The following is a 14,952-nucleotide window of genomic DNA, read 5'->3' as shown; positions in this document are numbered from 1 at the left end:
AAATAAAACTTTACCTAAGTTTATGCCAGACTCTACGTTAGTTTTAACAACTATTCTTATATTCTTTATCTTTACGTTGTCACTTTTTTTTACAAAAAGGATATTTGGATCAACAAACAAGAAGATAATAAAATCCTTCAGAAAAATTGCTCAGCAAATTAATGCGCTAGAGCAAGAAATGCAGAGCTTATCTGATGAGGATCTTGCTAGTAAAACTACGGAATTAAAACAAGAACTGAAAAATGGAAAAACACTAAATGACCTTCTCGTACCTGCATTTGCGGTTGTACGAGAAGCATCACGAAGATTCCTTAATATGAGGCATTTCGACGTTCAGCTAATTGGTGGAATGGTTCTCCATAATGGCATGATATCAGAAATGAAAACAGGAGAAGGAAAGACACTCGTCGCAACTTTAGCTGCATATCTAAATTCTTTAGAAGGAAAAGGTGTGCACGTCGTAACTGTTAACGACTATCTTGCAAAACGAGATACAGAGTGGATGAGTAAATTATATAATTCTCTTGGAGTTTCTGTTGCATTTATTACAAATAATTTGACAGACGACGAGAGAAAAAAGGCTTATAGCGCAGATATAGTATACTCAACAAATAATGAACTTGCCTTTGATTATCTACGAGATAATATGAAATTTTCTCAAGAAGATATGGTTCAAAGAGGCTTCAATTATGCAATAGTAGACGAAGTAGACTCCATACTGATTGATGAAGCGCGTACTCCGCTCATTATTTCTGGCCCACTTGAGGAAAATAATCAGATATATAAGCATATCAATAAAATAGTAATCAAATTAGTTGATTCTGACTATGAAGTCGATGAAAAGAGTAGAGCAGTGTTCCTCACTGAAAATGGCATTTCACGAGTGGAGGAATTACTAAAATCGTATAACATCATTCCTGAAAATTCCTCGCTCTATGATACTAGCAATATTATACTGACTCATTATATAGATCAAGCACTTCGTGCACATAAGCTGTTTACTGCTGATAAAGATTATATAGTGAAAAACGGTAAGGTGGTAATTATTGATGAGTTTACTGGGCGCATGATGGAAGGTAGGAGATATTCTGATGGTCTTCACCAGGCACTGGAGGCAAAGGAGAATCTTGAAATTCAGCATGAAAGTCAAACTTTAGCATCAGTCACATTTCAGAACTACTTTCGTATGTACAACAAACTTTCTGGTATGACAGGAACAGCAGTAACAGAGGCAGAGGAGTTTCATGATATATATAGATTAAATGTAGTAAAAATTCCAACTAATGTGTCTGTTAAAAGAATAGATGTTGACGATGAAATTTATGGCACAGAAAAAGAAAAATTTAGTGCTGTATTGAAATTCATAGAAGAATGCCACAAACGCCTACAACCAGTCCTTGTTGGTACGGTAAGTATTGAAAACTCTGAAAAACTTTCTGCGCTTTTGCAAAGCTATTCTCTTAAGCATTCAGTACTGAATGCTCGTTATCATGAACAAGAAGCGTATATAATAGCGCAAGCTGGAATACCAGGCAGCATTACTATAGCAACAAACATGGCAGGACGTGGAACTGATATTCAGCTTGGTGGAAATGTTGAAATGATTGCAAAAATAGAGCTCGAGAAAATAAAAAATGCTGATGAAAGAGAAAAAAAATATCAAGAAATAGTCGAAAGAGTAAAAAAAGATAAGGAAATTGCTATAAAAGCTGGTGGCTTATGTGTTATCGGAACCGAAAGGCATGAAAGCAGGAGAATAGATGATCAACTGCGTGGCCGTTCTGGTCGTCAGGGTGACCCTGGACTTTCTAAGTTCTTTCTATCACTTGAAGATGATTTAATGAGAATATTTGGCTCTGATAGAATGAGGAATTTTTTACAAAAAGTGGGACTAAAGAACAATGAGGCTATTCATCACCCATGGATTAATAAAGCACTTGAGAAAGCACAGAAGAAAGTTGAAGTTAGAAATTATGATGTGCGGAAGTCTTTGCTAAAGTTTGATGATGTAATTAACAATCAACGTAAGGTTATTTTTAAGCAGAGAAATCATATTTTAAACAATGAAATCAATGATTTAGTTAAAGTATATAGTGAAGTAAATGAGGATATAATAGAAGGTATAGTACAAAGTGGTTATTACGAAGATTATGTTGAAGATATTGCAAAAGAATTCCACATAAGATACGGGATAACGCTTAATCTAGCAGAGTTTTTGAATAAACAAGAAGCCTTGGATTATATAAATGACAAAATACAAGAATTTTTTACTGAGAAAGAAAAATATTTCAATAGTCAACAAACTACAGATTTGTGGAATACGATAGCGAAACAAGTGATGATCATGACACTTGATCATTTATGGAGGGAGCACCTTTCGGTCTTAGAGAGCCTAAGACAAAGCATAAATTTGCGTGCCATGGGGCAAAAAGACCCACTGAATGAATTTAAACGCGAAGCTTTCTTAATGTTTGAGTCGATGCTTGAAAAGTGGGGGGAGCTTACCATTCACCGCCTAGCGCACTTTAAGTTGCTAGACAATCAAGAAATAGGCAATAGGTCACGCTCTACTAAAAATAGCAGATTTCCAAAAGTTTCAAGAAATGACAAGTGCCCTTGTAACTCTGGAAAAAAATACAAAAACTGTCACGGTGCAGTTGTCATAGCGAATTAGTTGTTGCAAGCACATTATAGCTGCTATAGCTAACCCAAGAAAGGCTTAGCTGATTGCTGAAAAACAAAATCAATAGCCGAATTAATATTGGGCCAAAAGGTTTGTAGAGCCTTTTTTATGGCGTGCTTGATCAGAACTTCTCAATCGGATTTAAATCTGGCGAGTATGGAGGTAAGAACAAAATTTTACACCCAATATTTTCTATCAAATTTTTCGTCCTTGCAGATTTATAAAAGCTCGCATTGTCGAGAACAATAGTCTGTCCAGGTTTAAATACAGGAACAAGTACATTTTCTACATAAGCATCAAAAATCTCGCTGTTGCAGTAGCCATCAATTATCCATGGTGCTTTAACTTTTCCTTCATTTAGTGCTCCAATCATGCTTACCCTCTTTCTTTTAAACCCTGGGCAAATAACCTCTTGCCTCTTTGAGACCACCCATATTCATAAAATTCATTGTCCTCTATTCCAGACTCATCTATGTATATCAAGTTTTCTTTATTTATTTATTTCTTCTACTTTTTTTTATGAACTCTTTGCGTTTCTCTTTCTCGATAAAGAAAAGTTTTTTTTATATGTATAGTTTACTTTGCTAAGGTAGTTATATACTGTGTTTCTACACATATTACCAAATTCTTCAATTATCTTTTCAATTCTAATATCTTGATTTCCATCCAGAAATTTGATAAATCTATCCATATCTTTAATCTTATGGCCATATCCTTTGTGATAGCCTGAAGATGGTTTCTGTTTCTTTTTTCCTTTTCCTCCACAAATATATTGTTTTTATGCTCACTTTGAATATTTGACTGATTTTTTTATCGTCATTGTTTTTTTATCGACTCCTTTGAGAACACGTTCTTTCAGATCCTCACTATATGGACTTGGCATCTTCTTCTTTCTCATTACTTATTATACCATTCTAACCAATTTTGCCATATAGCTAAACCTCTCTTGGGTTAGCTATAGATGATAAAATATTTGATTCTAGTTTTTTATAGTCTACTAATCCGGTAGTTCTATTTGCTTGACTCATTTCAAACCTCCATTTTTTATATCACTTTATTACTTTTCTTTTCGGCTTGACACACTTTTTTGAACGTTCCCCACTTTTTCTATCACCTTTTCAAATTCTTCTACAGTTAAGCCTGTTATATTACGAAAATTTCTTGGGTGTTTCTTTATATTGTAGTAACTAAAGCTCATTTTTTTACCTTACTCTATCTGCTTATTCCTCTTCTACCTCTCTCCCATCATTTTATCATTACCTTTTGCAGCAGGTCTATTGATGCATGAGTCTGGAATCTAGGAATTCTGATTATATATTAAGTTAGTAAGTATAAAAGTTATGTAAAAATACAACGTTTTAGTGAGATTACGGAAAGCCAGCGTCACACGCTGGAATGACATCTTTCTTGGTGGACTCAAATCATAATGTTTGTACGGTTGTGGACTTATAACTAAAGCAATCTAGAAAATTAATGATATTTTATTCCCCGGCGAACGCTCTATTTTGTTTTCTAACTCTAGTTCCAAAAGAGCCATTAGAGCTATGTTAGTAGAAAGTCCGCTTGCTAATACAAGTTCATCTATATCAACAGGTACAGAGTTAATATGATCAACTATAACAGATTTTGCCTGTTGTAATTTTTCTTGTTTTTGGTTAATAGAACAGTGCTCAACATCAAATAGGCTTTTTTGCTGCGGAGGTAAACTAAACCTAATACTCTCTATTATGTCATCAGCAGCTTCAATAAGCTTAGCACCGTTCTTAATTAAATAATTACTACCACTACAGCGTGAATCTAGAGGAAAACCAGAAACTGCAAATACCTCTCTTCCTTGATTCAAAGCAAAATCTGCTGTTATGAGAGAACCAGAATTTTTTGATGCTTCAATTACCACAACACCCAGCGATAGACCAGATATAATTCGATTCCTTTGAGGAAAATACTGAGGCTTTGGTTTAGTAGCAAATGGAAGCTCAGTAATTACTAATCCGCCATTTTCAGTGATTCTTTTGTATAGATCAAGATTTTCTCTTGGGTATACTACGTCAATTCCGCTTGCTGTAACAGCAATAGTGGGATGATTTTTGTATATTACACTGTTTGCTGCAGTATCGATTCCTTTTGCAAGTGCAGAAACAATAACAAAACCAGCTTCGCTTAAATCAAGTGCCAACTTATTGGCAAAATTTCTTCCATTCATTGAAGAATTACGTCCACCGATTATTGCAATTATCTCACGGCTTAATAATGATACATCACCAAGTGTAGTTATTACAGGAGGACAACCAGAGATATTCCTTAAAATGTCAGGGTAATCTGGATTACATGTTGGTATTATTTTGGCTCCAATTTTTTCCGCATTCTTAATTTCTTCTTTTGCACTTTGAATTCCATAATCCTTGTTAGTCAACTTATTAAGATATTTTAGTACTTCATCTAGCGACCCACATGCTCTTAGTACACTAAAAAACTTTACTGGTCCCACAGTTCTAGCCAAGCTTAGCCATATTTCTAATTCTTCGTTATTCAATTTATTTATCTTCATAAAATGCTTGAATTTCTTATTAATTTAGTGTACCCAAGATAATGCAAATATACAGTATTTTATGACGCATTTTGTTACAGATAAATGCATAAAATGTAAATATACAGACTGTGTGGAAGTATGTCCCGTTGACTGCTTTTATGAAGGTAAAAACATGCTCGTGATTAACCCAGATGAGTGTATTGATTGTGGAGTGTGTATACCTGAATGTCCAGTAGATGCAATTGTAACTGATGATTCCATAAAAGATATTCTAGAGCTAGATGAAGACTTACTGAATAATGAACAAAAAATCTTTAAATCATTTTACAACATAAATGTAGAATATTCGCAAAAATGGCCAAACATTACAGCTAAAAAGCAACCCCTAGATACAGCAGAAGAGTATAAAGAAAAAAAGGATAAAACAGCTTACTTTGATGAAAATTTAGGGTAATAGAGTAAGTCTACTTTTGTATACTTACTCTTTTTTGATTAAATAGACATTGAATTGTAAGCATCTATTTCATCTGCCATAGACGATAATTGTGCACCTTCAAAACGGAGATTGTTTGCAATGTCTATTAATTTCTCACTAATTTGTGAACGAGGTTCAAGCACTGGAAAGAAAGCGTCACATCTAGCCTTGCATAGAGGTTCGTCTGTTTCATTGAACGCCTCTTCACAGTTTTTGTGGCAAATATGAGATAGATTGCGTGCCTGAAACGTTAATGAATTAGAGTCTTGTGTAGATATAACCATAATATATTCCTAAATTAAAAAACTAACACCACGGTAGCATTTATGTGTTAATAAAATTGTAATATTTATATCAGCATAATTACTTTCCAGATAAGTTTACTTTATTGAAAATTTCAGGAAAATATTGTACAATTACTCATGAACTTTGGTAAAACTTACGGCAAACGCTAATGTATCTTTCAGTAAAAAAACTTTACAGCATTTTGCTAAGCTAGTTGAGCTTACTAAGCAGCTCACTCAAGAATTAGCAGAAAGACTATTTAATAGATCATGAAATGGAACTATCTGTAGTTGCTGATCAATATGACATTGAAGGTGTAGAAACAGTTGATTACAAAGACGTAAAGTGGAAATCAAGTGGATTACAAAATTAAATTTTTAAAGAATATTACTGAAAAAGATCTTCCAGTTTTACTTGCAATCTGGTATCTGATCATCAAGGAATTAATTTGCATGACACCACCTGCAAGTTACAATATCTGTATAGCTATACATAGTATAGAATTTTTCAAAATGTTTTTTCTATTGAAGATAAAAGTATCTTTTATATATGATATATAGCAAGGTATAGAATGCTTATGATTCCAACTATAGCAATTTTAAGTGGTGGATTTTCTTGCGAAAGAGAAATATCACTTATGAGCGGAAAAGCAGTCAAGAAGGCGCTTGATAGCCTTTTATATAAGGCAATAGAAATAGATGTTGATAGCAACATTGCTCAAAAGCTTAAAAAAACTAATCCTGCTCTTGCTTTTATTGCTCTACATGGTCCTTATGGTGAAGATGGCTGTATTCAAGGTTTATTGGAAATCTTAGGTATAAAATATACACACTCTGGAGTTACAGCTTCGGCTGTTGCTATGAATAAAGTGATGTCAAAGCATATATTCCGATCCCTTAGTATCGACACTCCAAAAGGTTATGTAATTAGTCGAGAAGATCTGCTAAAAAATAATATTAAAATTGATTATCCGTACGTCTTAAAACCGATTAACGAAGGCTCAAGCATTGGAGTACACATGATTTTCTCGCATGAGGATTACTTAGAGCTGAAAAATAACAGTTCTACTATAATGGAAAAGATGATCATAGAAGAATACATACCGGGTATAGAGTTACATACTGCTGTATTACTGAATGAAGCAATTGGCACTATGGAAATACGACCGAAAAATAAATTCTATGATTATGAAGCAAAGTATACAGATGGATTTGCAGAACATATATTTCCTGCTGAAATTCCTAACAACATATATAGAATAACCTTGGAACACGCGTTAAAAGTTCATCAATTTTTAGGATGTAAAACTGTTTCCCGCTCAGACTTCCGTTATAATCCCCAAAATAACACTTTAAAAATGCTTGAGGTTAATACACATCCTGGCTTTACTGAATTGTCGTTAGTACCAGAAATTGCAAAATTGACAAGAGGAATTGATTTTAATGAATTAGTCAAAATTATTGTCGAAGACAGTTTACACCACAGGAATATTAGAGATCAAGCCGATGTTGAACAATGTTACTAGAAGCCAAAGAAGTTTTTTGCGCAAGTGCGCTCTTGTTATTATCACTGCACTTTTTCTCACATTAGTACTTTATAGTTCACTTGATAAAATAACAAATCGATTCAATTACTACTTTACTTGGTGTAACGATCGCTTATCGAGCTTATTAATTAGCAATGGATTTTCAATCGACAAAGTAACCGTTACTGGAAACAAATTTACAAATGAACAGGACATTCTAAGTTTAGTAGATAGAACACAACCTATCATGTATGTATCACTCTCAAAACTAACAGATAATATACAATCTGTAAGCGAATGGATAAAACATGTAAGAATTTATAGGATTTTACCCAACACCTTACGCATTGATGTAAATGAACACAAACCTTTTGCTCTTTGGAAAGATGATAACAGAACTTCAGTAATTGACTCTGAAGGTAAAGTAATCGTAGATGATTACCAGATAGATAACCTCGTTATAATCAAAGGACAAAATTCGTTATCAAGCCTAAAATTCATTAAATATATACTAGAGAGGAAAACTCAATTAAGTGATCATATTTCTTCTTGTGTTTATGTAGGCAATAGAAGATGGAATATCATACTCGATGACAGTGCCACAGTAAAATTGCCTGAAGATAATCCTTATAGCTCATGGGATTATTTAAGCCACTTGCAAAATACAACTGACTTTACTTTTAGCAATTGGAGCATAATTGATATGCGTGTTGCTGATAAGATCCTTGTGAAGAAGTGATCTGCTCGGTGCTCCTTTTCATGTCATGCAAGTAGCCCTTTCTCTGTCATCCGAGTAGCTTAAAACTGGAATCCAGATTGCAAGTAATCAATTAGGTTGGGTGAGTATGGGTTTTGAATTATAGAAGGAAGCATTAACCATTACTAAACAAAAAGCCTTGATCTGGAGTAGAATGTTTAAAAACAGAAACATCACAAAGATCTCTCTTAGACTGAGAGTTTTCTTTAGCATGTTTGAGTCGTTTAAATATTTCAGTGTCTTTACTTATATTCTTCTCAGCATAAGCATATAAAAGATGCAGTAACTTTCCACCAGCTTGAATAGCAATTTCAACAGTAGTATTTTCATCATTACCATCTGGAGAATAGTTTAAGCTTGGTTTGAAACCATGTTTATTTTTTGATTCCAGTAATTCTTCTATCTCTATGAGCAATTCATCTAGCTTACCTGTATCCTTTTGGTTTGCCACTTCTTTTACCTTATTAAACAACTCACCATCTTGAACTCTTTTTATAACACATTTTCTTTTACCTTCTCCATTTTTAACGGATTTGAGATCTATACAACCAACATTAATATTTGGATCAGCAAGAAGAAGATCAACTACCTTGGAATGGCCAATTTTGAGTGCAAATAACAAAGGAGTACTACCTTCCTCAGTCTTAGCATTAACATCAGCTTCATTCTCTAGAAGAAGTTTAACTATATCTGTATGACCATTTTGTGCTGCTACATGTAAAGGAGTAACATCTTCCTCATCCTTAGCCTCAACATCAGCTCCATTCTCTAGAAGAAGTTTAACTACTTCATAATAACCATTTTTTGCTGCTACATGTAAAGGAGTAACATCTTCCTTAACCTTAGCCTCAACATCAGCTCCATTCTCTAGAAGAAGTTTAACTATATCTACGTAACCATTTCCTGCTGCTATATGTAAAGAAGTCAAATTTTCCTGCTTTACACCAGCTAAAGCATGAACATCAGCTCCATAATCCAGAAGAAGTTTAACTACTTTATAACAACCACTTTCTGCTGCCCAATGTAAAGAAGTACCATTTACCTTATCTCTAGCATGAACATCAACTCCTTTCTTAATTAACCATTTAGCCCTTTGCAAATTACCATTTTTTAAAGCTAAAAATAATTCATTTGTATTTTTCTCTAATCTTTTTGATTCCTTTTCGTCATTTAAATCCTGTTTATACTTTTCATTTTGAGGCTTTTTGCTATTGTGTTTTCTATTAGTACTATCTTCTAAAGAAAGCTGTGGTTTTACCTCTTGAACTTGATGATATTTTTTAGCTTTCTTCTTTTTATTTTGATCATGTTTACCCTTTTTATTCTGAAGGTTGCTAATATCATCATCTTTCCCTTCATGTTCTGAGCTTTGTGAAGACCTAGAACTTATATCACTCTCTAACACTGAATTTGTATGCTTGTTCTTATCTAAGATCTGATCCTCTTCATGATACCTATTAGCTCTCAACGCATTCATAATCTCTTCAGCATATTCTTTTTTTCCTTCGTTTTGCAATTTCCTTGCTATAAGTTCTGCTTGCTCTATGTTTCCTTTCTCTATTAACTCTAGTGCCTTATTTCTCCATTCTTCAGGACTCGATTTTTCCTGCTCAATATTTACATTACCTTCTTCCCTTGGCTCTATTATTTTCAATAAATTACTCTCATCATCTATAATATATACACTATCAACAGCACGAGTAACTCCAACATACAGAGCGTTCATATAAAATTTATATTTCTCCAAAGACTTATCTTTCTTATCCTTATTTCTTGAAGTGTTAACTTCCCTTTCGTTATATGAATCACGAATTCTATTAATAGTATTATCTATCTCCCCCTCACTTTTATTCGGACATGCTATATTCCATATTTCATTGTAAGCTTTACATGATGTAAACTTGTAAAGAATCACGTTTTCAAATTCCAAGCCTTTGGCTTCATGTATATTAAACACAAGTGGAGTATCAAACAATTTACGAGCATCTTCTTTGCTTTCATCATCCAGAACTAAAACAGCACAATTTACAGATTCATTTATTTTTTTTGCTATTTCTTCTTTTTTATCATCAATAATAAAGCCAACGTTCCCTTTGTTCTTAGTCTCACTCTTCATTAGAAAAGCGTTGTCTACTGTTATTTTATCTTCTGAAGCAAAACAATAATTCTTAAGATGTAGTATACGGTTGGCAAGCTCAATGACTTGTTCACTATTACGATAATTCTTCTCAAGGGTATAAAAAACTTCTGACCCTTGATCCCTTATACATTGATTTTGACAGAGAAAAGATTTTAACTTGGATAGAGAGAAAAAACTAGGATGTATTACTTGATTAATATCACCGCATAACAAAAAATTATCCTTACTTTCATCTTTTAAACTTTTTAATGCTAAACTCAGTGTGCTCTCGGTCAAATCTTGTACTTCATCTACAACAATCGCACTATACATTCCTTCTGTAATGCACTCATACGCAACAAGATTAGGATCATAATACTCTGAATCTTTTTCTATAAACTTCCTGTACTCTTTAAAAAAATCATAAATACTGTTCCTTTCATCTACAGAAAACATAGATTGTCTGTTTCCTAATTTACCATATCTATCTTTTCCATCTTCTCCCAATAAGTCTCCTCCACCTATTACAGCTGTAAATTCTTCAAATATTTTATCTCCATCTTTTTTATACTCTTTAAATTTATCTTTCTTGCATATTCTGTTGAACCATGAAAAAAATTTACTTCTATCAATAGGCTTCTTTCCTTTTATATCTTCTGCTCGCTTTTCAAGAAACTCATGAAGAGATAAGAAATCAATTTCTTCCGGAGCAGCAATCTTGAACTCATTAGCAGTTTCATCATAGTATTCGTATTCAAGTAATTTTTTTGATTCTTTTATAAGATTTTCGGATTTGGTAATATATAGAATTTTTCCTCCCTCAAACTTCCCTTTTATCTTCTTTAGGCTCTCCAAAGCCACTGATGTTTTTCCACTACCAGCGGCCCCATTGATAACTAAAGGTAATTCAAGCTTTCCAACCCTTTCAACTATATCTTCCTGCTTTGCACTAAAAGTAATAAATTTACCGAGACAACTAACTTGTGGAACATCTTCAATCTCCACTGTATCAGGAACTTCTTCACTTGTTACTTCTATGTTTTTTATTTTCTCTCTTTGTTAAAAATCTAGACTTATGATAATCATGATTCAGAATTACTTCTAAAATAACAAAAGCATCTTTGTTTTTATGCTTTATACTTGTAAATAATAATCTGTCACTATCACTTAATTTAGCTCGAGAATATTCAATATTCCCATCACCTTTTATTAATTTTATATTCCCTTGGCTTGTACTGTTGTTCTCTTTTAAATCTTTAATTATTTCGTTGAACTTTTTTCTCAAAGAACTTTTATCATCACCTAAATCATGGTCATTAAACTTCTTATAAAACAATACAATACTCATAATTTCTCTTAATTACTTAATTATATTAAGAGTATAATAATATTGTTAATATGTCAATATTTCTATTATTATATTAACTTTTATTATTTATTAGTACGCAATTCTTATCTCATCATTAAATAAGTAATACTGCAAAGTTGTGGAATAAAAGTTAATGGATTTACTTTTTAGGCAGAGCTCTAATATTATAGATCTTTAATAGTATAATCTTCCCATTTGTCCACTCTGGGCCATGTACGATTAGTAGAAGGAAATAAATTTATACTCATTCAGTATTAAACAACCTAAGTAATTTGGTCACTTCCAGCACCCAAAACCAGTTAGTGTGAAAACATTTTTTTTAGAATCAATTGGTGTACCATATAAACTTTTCAATATAGTGATTTTGCTACACTATGAAATCATCTATATTGGCTTACTTTCACTAAATTTACATATGAACCAATTTGCCTAACTTTGCTGCAATGATTTTAAGCTTCCATTTTTACAACCATATTTTTATAGGCTTGTTTTCACAAAGGTAGGTACTTTTTTTGCGTTTTTGGAAAAATGAACATTAAAGATTTTTATGATTCTAATTTGCAGTATGTTTCTGAAACTAAAGTGAATATTAATAATCCTATATAAAATATAAAAAAATACACAATTCTTGATTTTCTCACAGATATAATTAACAATCAAGCTATATTATTCTAATAAAAAAGTTATGATTTTATGGTGGAAAAAGATATTAGCTGTAGAAAGTGATCCTAGACTTTTAATTGATATAGATAAACAAGCTAACTTAAAGAAAATGTTAGTTCTTTCTTTAAGGGAAGCTATAAATAAACCAGATGTTTCAATTGTTACAAACCTATACGAACATTTTACACAAAAACCTACTAGAAATAGGCGCTAGTACCCTGATTCACAATTCTCAATTATTCGGGAAATATATAAAAATGCCTTTATCCTTGTAAGCAATGATATTGCCAAGCTCAATGAAAAAAATCTTAATCAGATCATTAGTAGAAAAGTAGAGCAGATCGAAACAATTTTGGCTATAGTCTCATTAATTGATAATAAACGACTGATAAAAAAAAGAGCAGGGAGTGTTCAATTATATTAAATAAGAGTCTGATATTAGTTTTCAATTCTTCTATCAGTTAATTCATTCCCGTCAGATTAAGTTGTTTTTAGCACAATTTGTTCCACTGTTCTTCATCTAAAATTTCCACACCCAATTCCATTGCTTTTTTATATTTTGAACCTGGATCTTCTCCTGCAATTAAATAGTCAGTTTTAGTAGAAAGGCTTGAACTGATCTTTGCCCCTAAAACTTTAGCTCTTACTTTTGCCTCCCCTCTGCTCATAGCACGTAGCTTACCAGTAAACACTATAATTTTGTTATTCAAAAAAGAATCGCTAGAGTTGGAGCTCACGGGAAGAATTTGCAGATATGCAGTAAGATCATTTAACATTTTAATGTTACGTTCCTGAGAAAAAAACGATTTTAAAGATTCAGCTACTTTTTCTCCTATACCATCTATACCTACCAACTCAACATCATTTGATGACATCGAATTATACCAGTTATCATAAGATACATAATAATTTGCGAGCAATTCTGCTGCAACTTGGCCGATAAATCTGATACCCAAAGAAAATATGAACCTATCTAGAGTGATTACTCTTCTGTTTTGTATAGCACTTAATAGATTAGCTATTGACTTCTCGCCCCAACCATGATGCTCTTTTAAGGAAAACTCTTTTAATCTTTCCTCTAAAATAAAAATGTCTGGAATTTGTCTTATTAGGCTAAGATCATAAAAAAACTTTATTTGTTTTTCACCAAGGCCAACAATGTCAAATGCATCTTTTGACACAAAATGTTTTAGTTTTTCTACTATTTGAGCCTTGCAATTAAATTCTTCAGGACATCTTACTGCCACTCCTTCAATCTGCACTTTACTACCACATTCAGGACATATGTCAGGAAAAACAAATTCAGGCATATTTGTATGACGAGAACCTTCATCTACTTTGACAATTTGAGGAATTACATCTCCAGCTCTTTTAATTGTTACAACATCTCCTTCTCTTATATCTTTACGTTTTATCTCATCTTGGTTATGTAGACTTGCTCTGCTAACTAGCACTCCGCCAATATTGACTGGTACCAAATCTGCAACTGGAGTTAAAACCCCCGTTCTACCCACCTGTATAAATATTTTATTTAACTTTGTCTTCGCATAAATCGCAGAAAACTTATATGCAAGCGCTGAGCGTGGCGCTTTGTGTGTACTTCCCAGACGACTTTGTAGCACCAAATCATTCACTTTATAGACTATCCCATCGATATCATAATCCAAGTTATAACGACAATCATAGATCTCGTTATAGAACTTTAGCATTCCATTCAAACTACGTGTTAAGGAACGATGCTCATTTACGCAAAAACCAAATTTCTCAAGCTTTTCTAGTATCTCACTTTGACTTTTCTCTATTCCACCAATTAAAGAATAAGCAAAATATCTAAGAGGCCTTTTTGCTGTAATGTTCGCATTCAATTGCTTTAAAGAACCAGCAGCTGCATTTCGAGGATTAGCGAATTCATTATTTTCATTTAACTTTAAAAAGTCGCTGTTACTGATATATATTTCACCCCTTACTTCTAGTCTTCCTTGCACATCTTGTAAAAACTTAGGAAAGCCTTTTATTGTTGCAACATTGTGAGTTACATCCTCTCCTACAAAACCGTCACCTCGAGTTGCAGCTTTAACAAATTTCCCATCTTCATAAATTGCAGAAAATGACAATCCATCAATTTTTGGCTCACATAATATCTCTATTTCATCTGCAATTAAAAATCTCTTTATTTTAGACAAAAATTTTTCTACACCTTGTTCATCATAAGCATTCTCAAGAGAAAGCATAGGTTCTTGATGTTCCATCTTAGAAAATCTCTCATCAGGCGGAGCACCAACACTATCTTGTGTTGCATAAGCTTCTGGCTCTATTGCAGCTAACTTTTTTTTCAGTTCATCATATTCAGCATCACTTATCTCTGGCTTACTTTTTTGATAATATAAGATATTATGGTAATTAATTTGGTTCTGCAGTTTTTCTCTCATCTTTTCCAAGTTAGTCATGATACCAATATAATGCTCTTTATAACCAAGTCATGAATTTTTTTAAAAGGCGTTACAAATTTATACTACTAAACTGAAAATCAGTTATATTAATATTAA

Annotated in this window: 11 protein-coding genes; 4 read left to right on the top strand and 7 right to left on the bottom strand. The window is 32.8% G+C overall.

Going from position 1 to position 14,952, the window contains the following annotated elements:
• Window positions 1–22 precede the first annotated feature (22 nt).
• Window positions 23–2,674 carry a preprotein translocase subunit SecA gene (secA, locus tag EJB00_RS03130; RefSeq protein WP_135352833.1) on the top strand — a complete coding sequence of 884 codons (2,652 nt, stop codon included), beginning with the start codon at window positions 23–25 and terminating at the stop codon, window positions 2,672–2,674.
• A 130-nt stretch (window positions 2,675–2,804) separates the two neighbouring features.
• Here secA and EJB00_RS03125 read toward each other — a convergent pair whose 3' ends face one another.
• The 3 genes from EJB00_RS03125 to dprA form a co-directional block, all read right to left on the bottom strand.
• A complete protein-coding gene (locus tag EJB00_RS03125; protein ID WP_051063872.1) occupies window positions 2,805–3,113 on the bottom strand; it encodes a transposase in 309 nt (102 codons plus the stop codon).
• Between the two features lie 627 nt (window positions 3,114–3,740).
• Window positions 3,741–3,881, bottom strand: a complete 141-nt coding sequence (locus tag EJB00_RS06215; RefSeq protein ID WP_010405218.1) for a hypothetical protein — start codon at window positions 3,879–3,881, stop codon at window positions 3,741–3,743.
• A gap of 264 nt (window positions 3,882–4,145) precedes the next feature.
• Window positions 4,146–5,231 (bottom strand): DNA-processing protein DprA, encoded by a 1,086-nt coding sequence (dprA, locus tag EJB00_RS03115; protein WP_135352729.1) that lies wholly within the window; start codon window positions 5,229–5,231, stop codon window positions 4,146–4,148.
• A 61-nt stretch (window positions 5,232–5,292) separates the two neighbouring features.
• Here dprA and EJB00_RS03110 point away from each other — a divergent pair, with 61 nt between their 5' ends.
• Window positions 5,293–5,667: a ferredoxin family protein gene (locus EJB00_RS03110; RefSeq protein ID WP_015588529.1), complete on the top strand. Its 375-nt coding sequence runs from the start codon at window positions 5,293–5,295 to the stop codon at window positions 5,665–5,667.
• Between the two features lie 38 nt (window positions 5,668–5,705).
• Here EJB00_RS03110 and EJB00_RS03105 read toward each other — a convergent pair whose 3' ends face one another.
• Window positions 5,706–5,972, bottom strand: coding sequence for a hypothetical protein (locus EJB00_RS03105; RefSeq protein WP_015588528.1), 267 nt, complete (start codon window positions 5,970–5,972; stop codon window positions 5,706–5,708).
• A gap of 572 nt (window positions 5,973–6,544) precedes the next feature.
• Here EJB00_RS03105 and EJB00_RS03090 point away from each other — a divergent pair.
• Complete coding sequence (locus tag EJB00_RS03090) at window positions 6,545–7,498, top strand: D-alanine--D-alanine ligase (protein ID WP_015588527.1); 954 nt, start codon at window positions 6,545–6,547, stop codon at window positions 7,496–7,498.
• Entirely contained in the window at window positions 7,479–8,237 is a 759-nt protein-coding gene (locus EJB00_RS03085; RefSeq protein ID WP_015588526.1) for a cell division protein FtsQ/DivIB, read from the top strand. Before EJB00_RS03090 ends, EJB00_RS03085 begins: the two co-directional genes overlap by 20 nt.
• A gap of 133 nt (window positions 8,238–8,370) precedes the next feature.
• On the opposite strand, the gene EJB00_RS03080 is transcribed toward EJB00_RS03085, so the two are convergent.
• From EJB00_RS03080 to ligA, 3 genes are all read right to left on the bottom strand, one after another.
• Entirely contained in the window at window positions 8,371–11,379 is a 3,009-nt protein-coding gene (locus EJB00_RS03080) for an ankyrin repeat domain-containing protein (protein ID WP_135352728.1), read from the bottom strand.
• A gap of 16 nt (window positions 11,380–11,395) precedes the next feature.
• Window positions 11,396–11,722: a hypothetical protein gene (locus EJB00_RS03075; RefSeq protein WP_015588524.1), complete on the bottom strand. Its 327-nt coding sequence runs from the start codon at window positions 11,720–11,722 to the stop codon at window positions 11,396–11,398.
• Window positions 11,723–12,897: 1,175 nt separating this feature from the next.
• Entirely contained in the window at window positions 12,898–14,853 is a 1,956-nt protein-coding gene (gene ligA, locus EJB00_RS03065; protein WP_015588523.1) for an NAD-dependent DNA ligase LigA, read from the bottom strand.
• Window positions 14,854–14,952: the final 99 nt, after the last annotated feature.

This window comes from Wolbachia endosymbiont of Drosophila mauritiana, assembly GCF_004795975.1.
Classification (GTDB): Bacteria; Pseudomonadota; Alphaproteobacteria; order Rickettsiales; family Anaplasmataceae; genus Wolbachia.
The sequence above is the reverse complement of the archived record's forward strand: the minus strand, read 5'-3'. Positions and strand labels throughout refer to the sequence as shown.

Excerpts from the sequence above, each read along its gene's own strand:
- secA (WP_135352833.1), top strand. The coding sequence starts at position 23 with ATGCCAGACTCTACGTTAGTTTTAACAACTATTCTTATATTCTTTATC.
- EJB00_RS06215 (WP_010405218.1), bottom strand. The coding sequence starts at position 3,881 with ATGAGCTTTAGTTACTACAATATAAAGAAACACCCAAGAAATTTTCGT.
- dprA (WP_135352729.1), bottom strand. The coding sequence starts at position 5,231 with ATGAAGATAAATAAATTGAATAACGAAGAATTAGAAATATGGCTAAGC.
- EJB00_RS03110 (WP_015588529.1), top strand. The coding sequence starts at position 5,293 with ATGACGCATTTTGTTACAGATAAATGCATAAAATGTAAATATACAGAC.
- EJB00_RS03105 (WP_015588528.1), bottom strand. The coding sequence starts at position 5,972 with ATGGTTATATCTACACAAGACTCTAATTCATTAACGTTTCAGGCACGC.
- EJB00_RS03090 (WP_015588527.1), top strand. The coding sequence starts at position 6,545 with ATGCTTATGATTCCAACTATAGCAATTTTAAGTGGTGGATTTTCTTGC.
- EJB00_RS03085 (WP_015588526.1), top strand. The coding sequence starts at position 7,479 with ATGTTGAACAATGTTACTAGAAGCCAAAGAAGTTTTTTGCGCAAGTGC.
- EJB00_RS03075 (WP_015588524.1), bottom strand. The coding sequence starts at position 11,722 with ATGAGTATTGTATTGTTTTATAAGAAGTTTAATGACCATGATTTAGGT.
- ligA (WP_015588523.1), bottom strand. The coding sequence starts at position 14,853 with ATGACTAACTTGGAAAAGATGAGAGAAAAACTGCAGAACCAAATTAAT.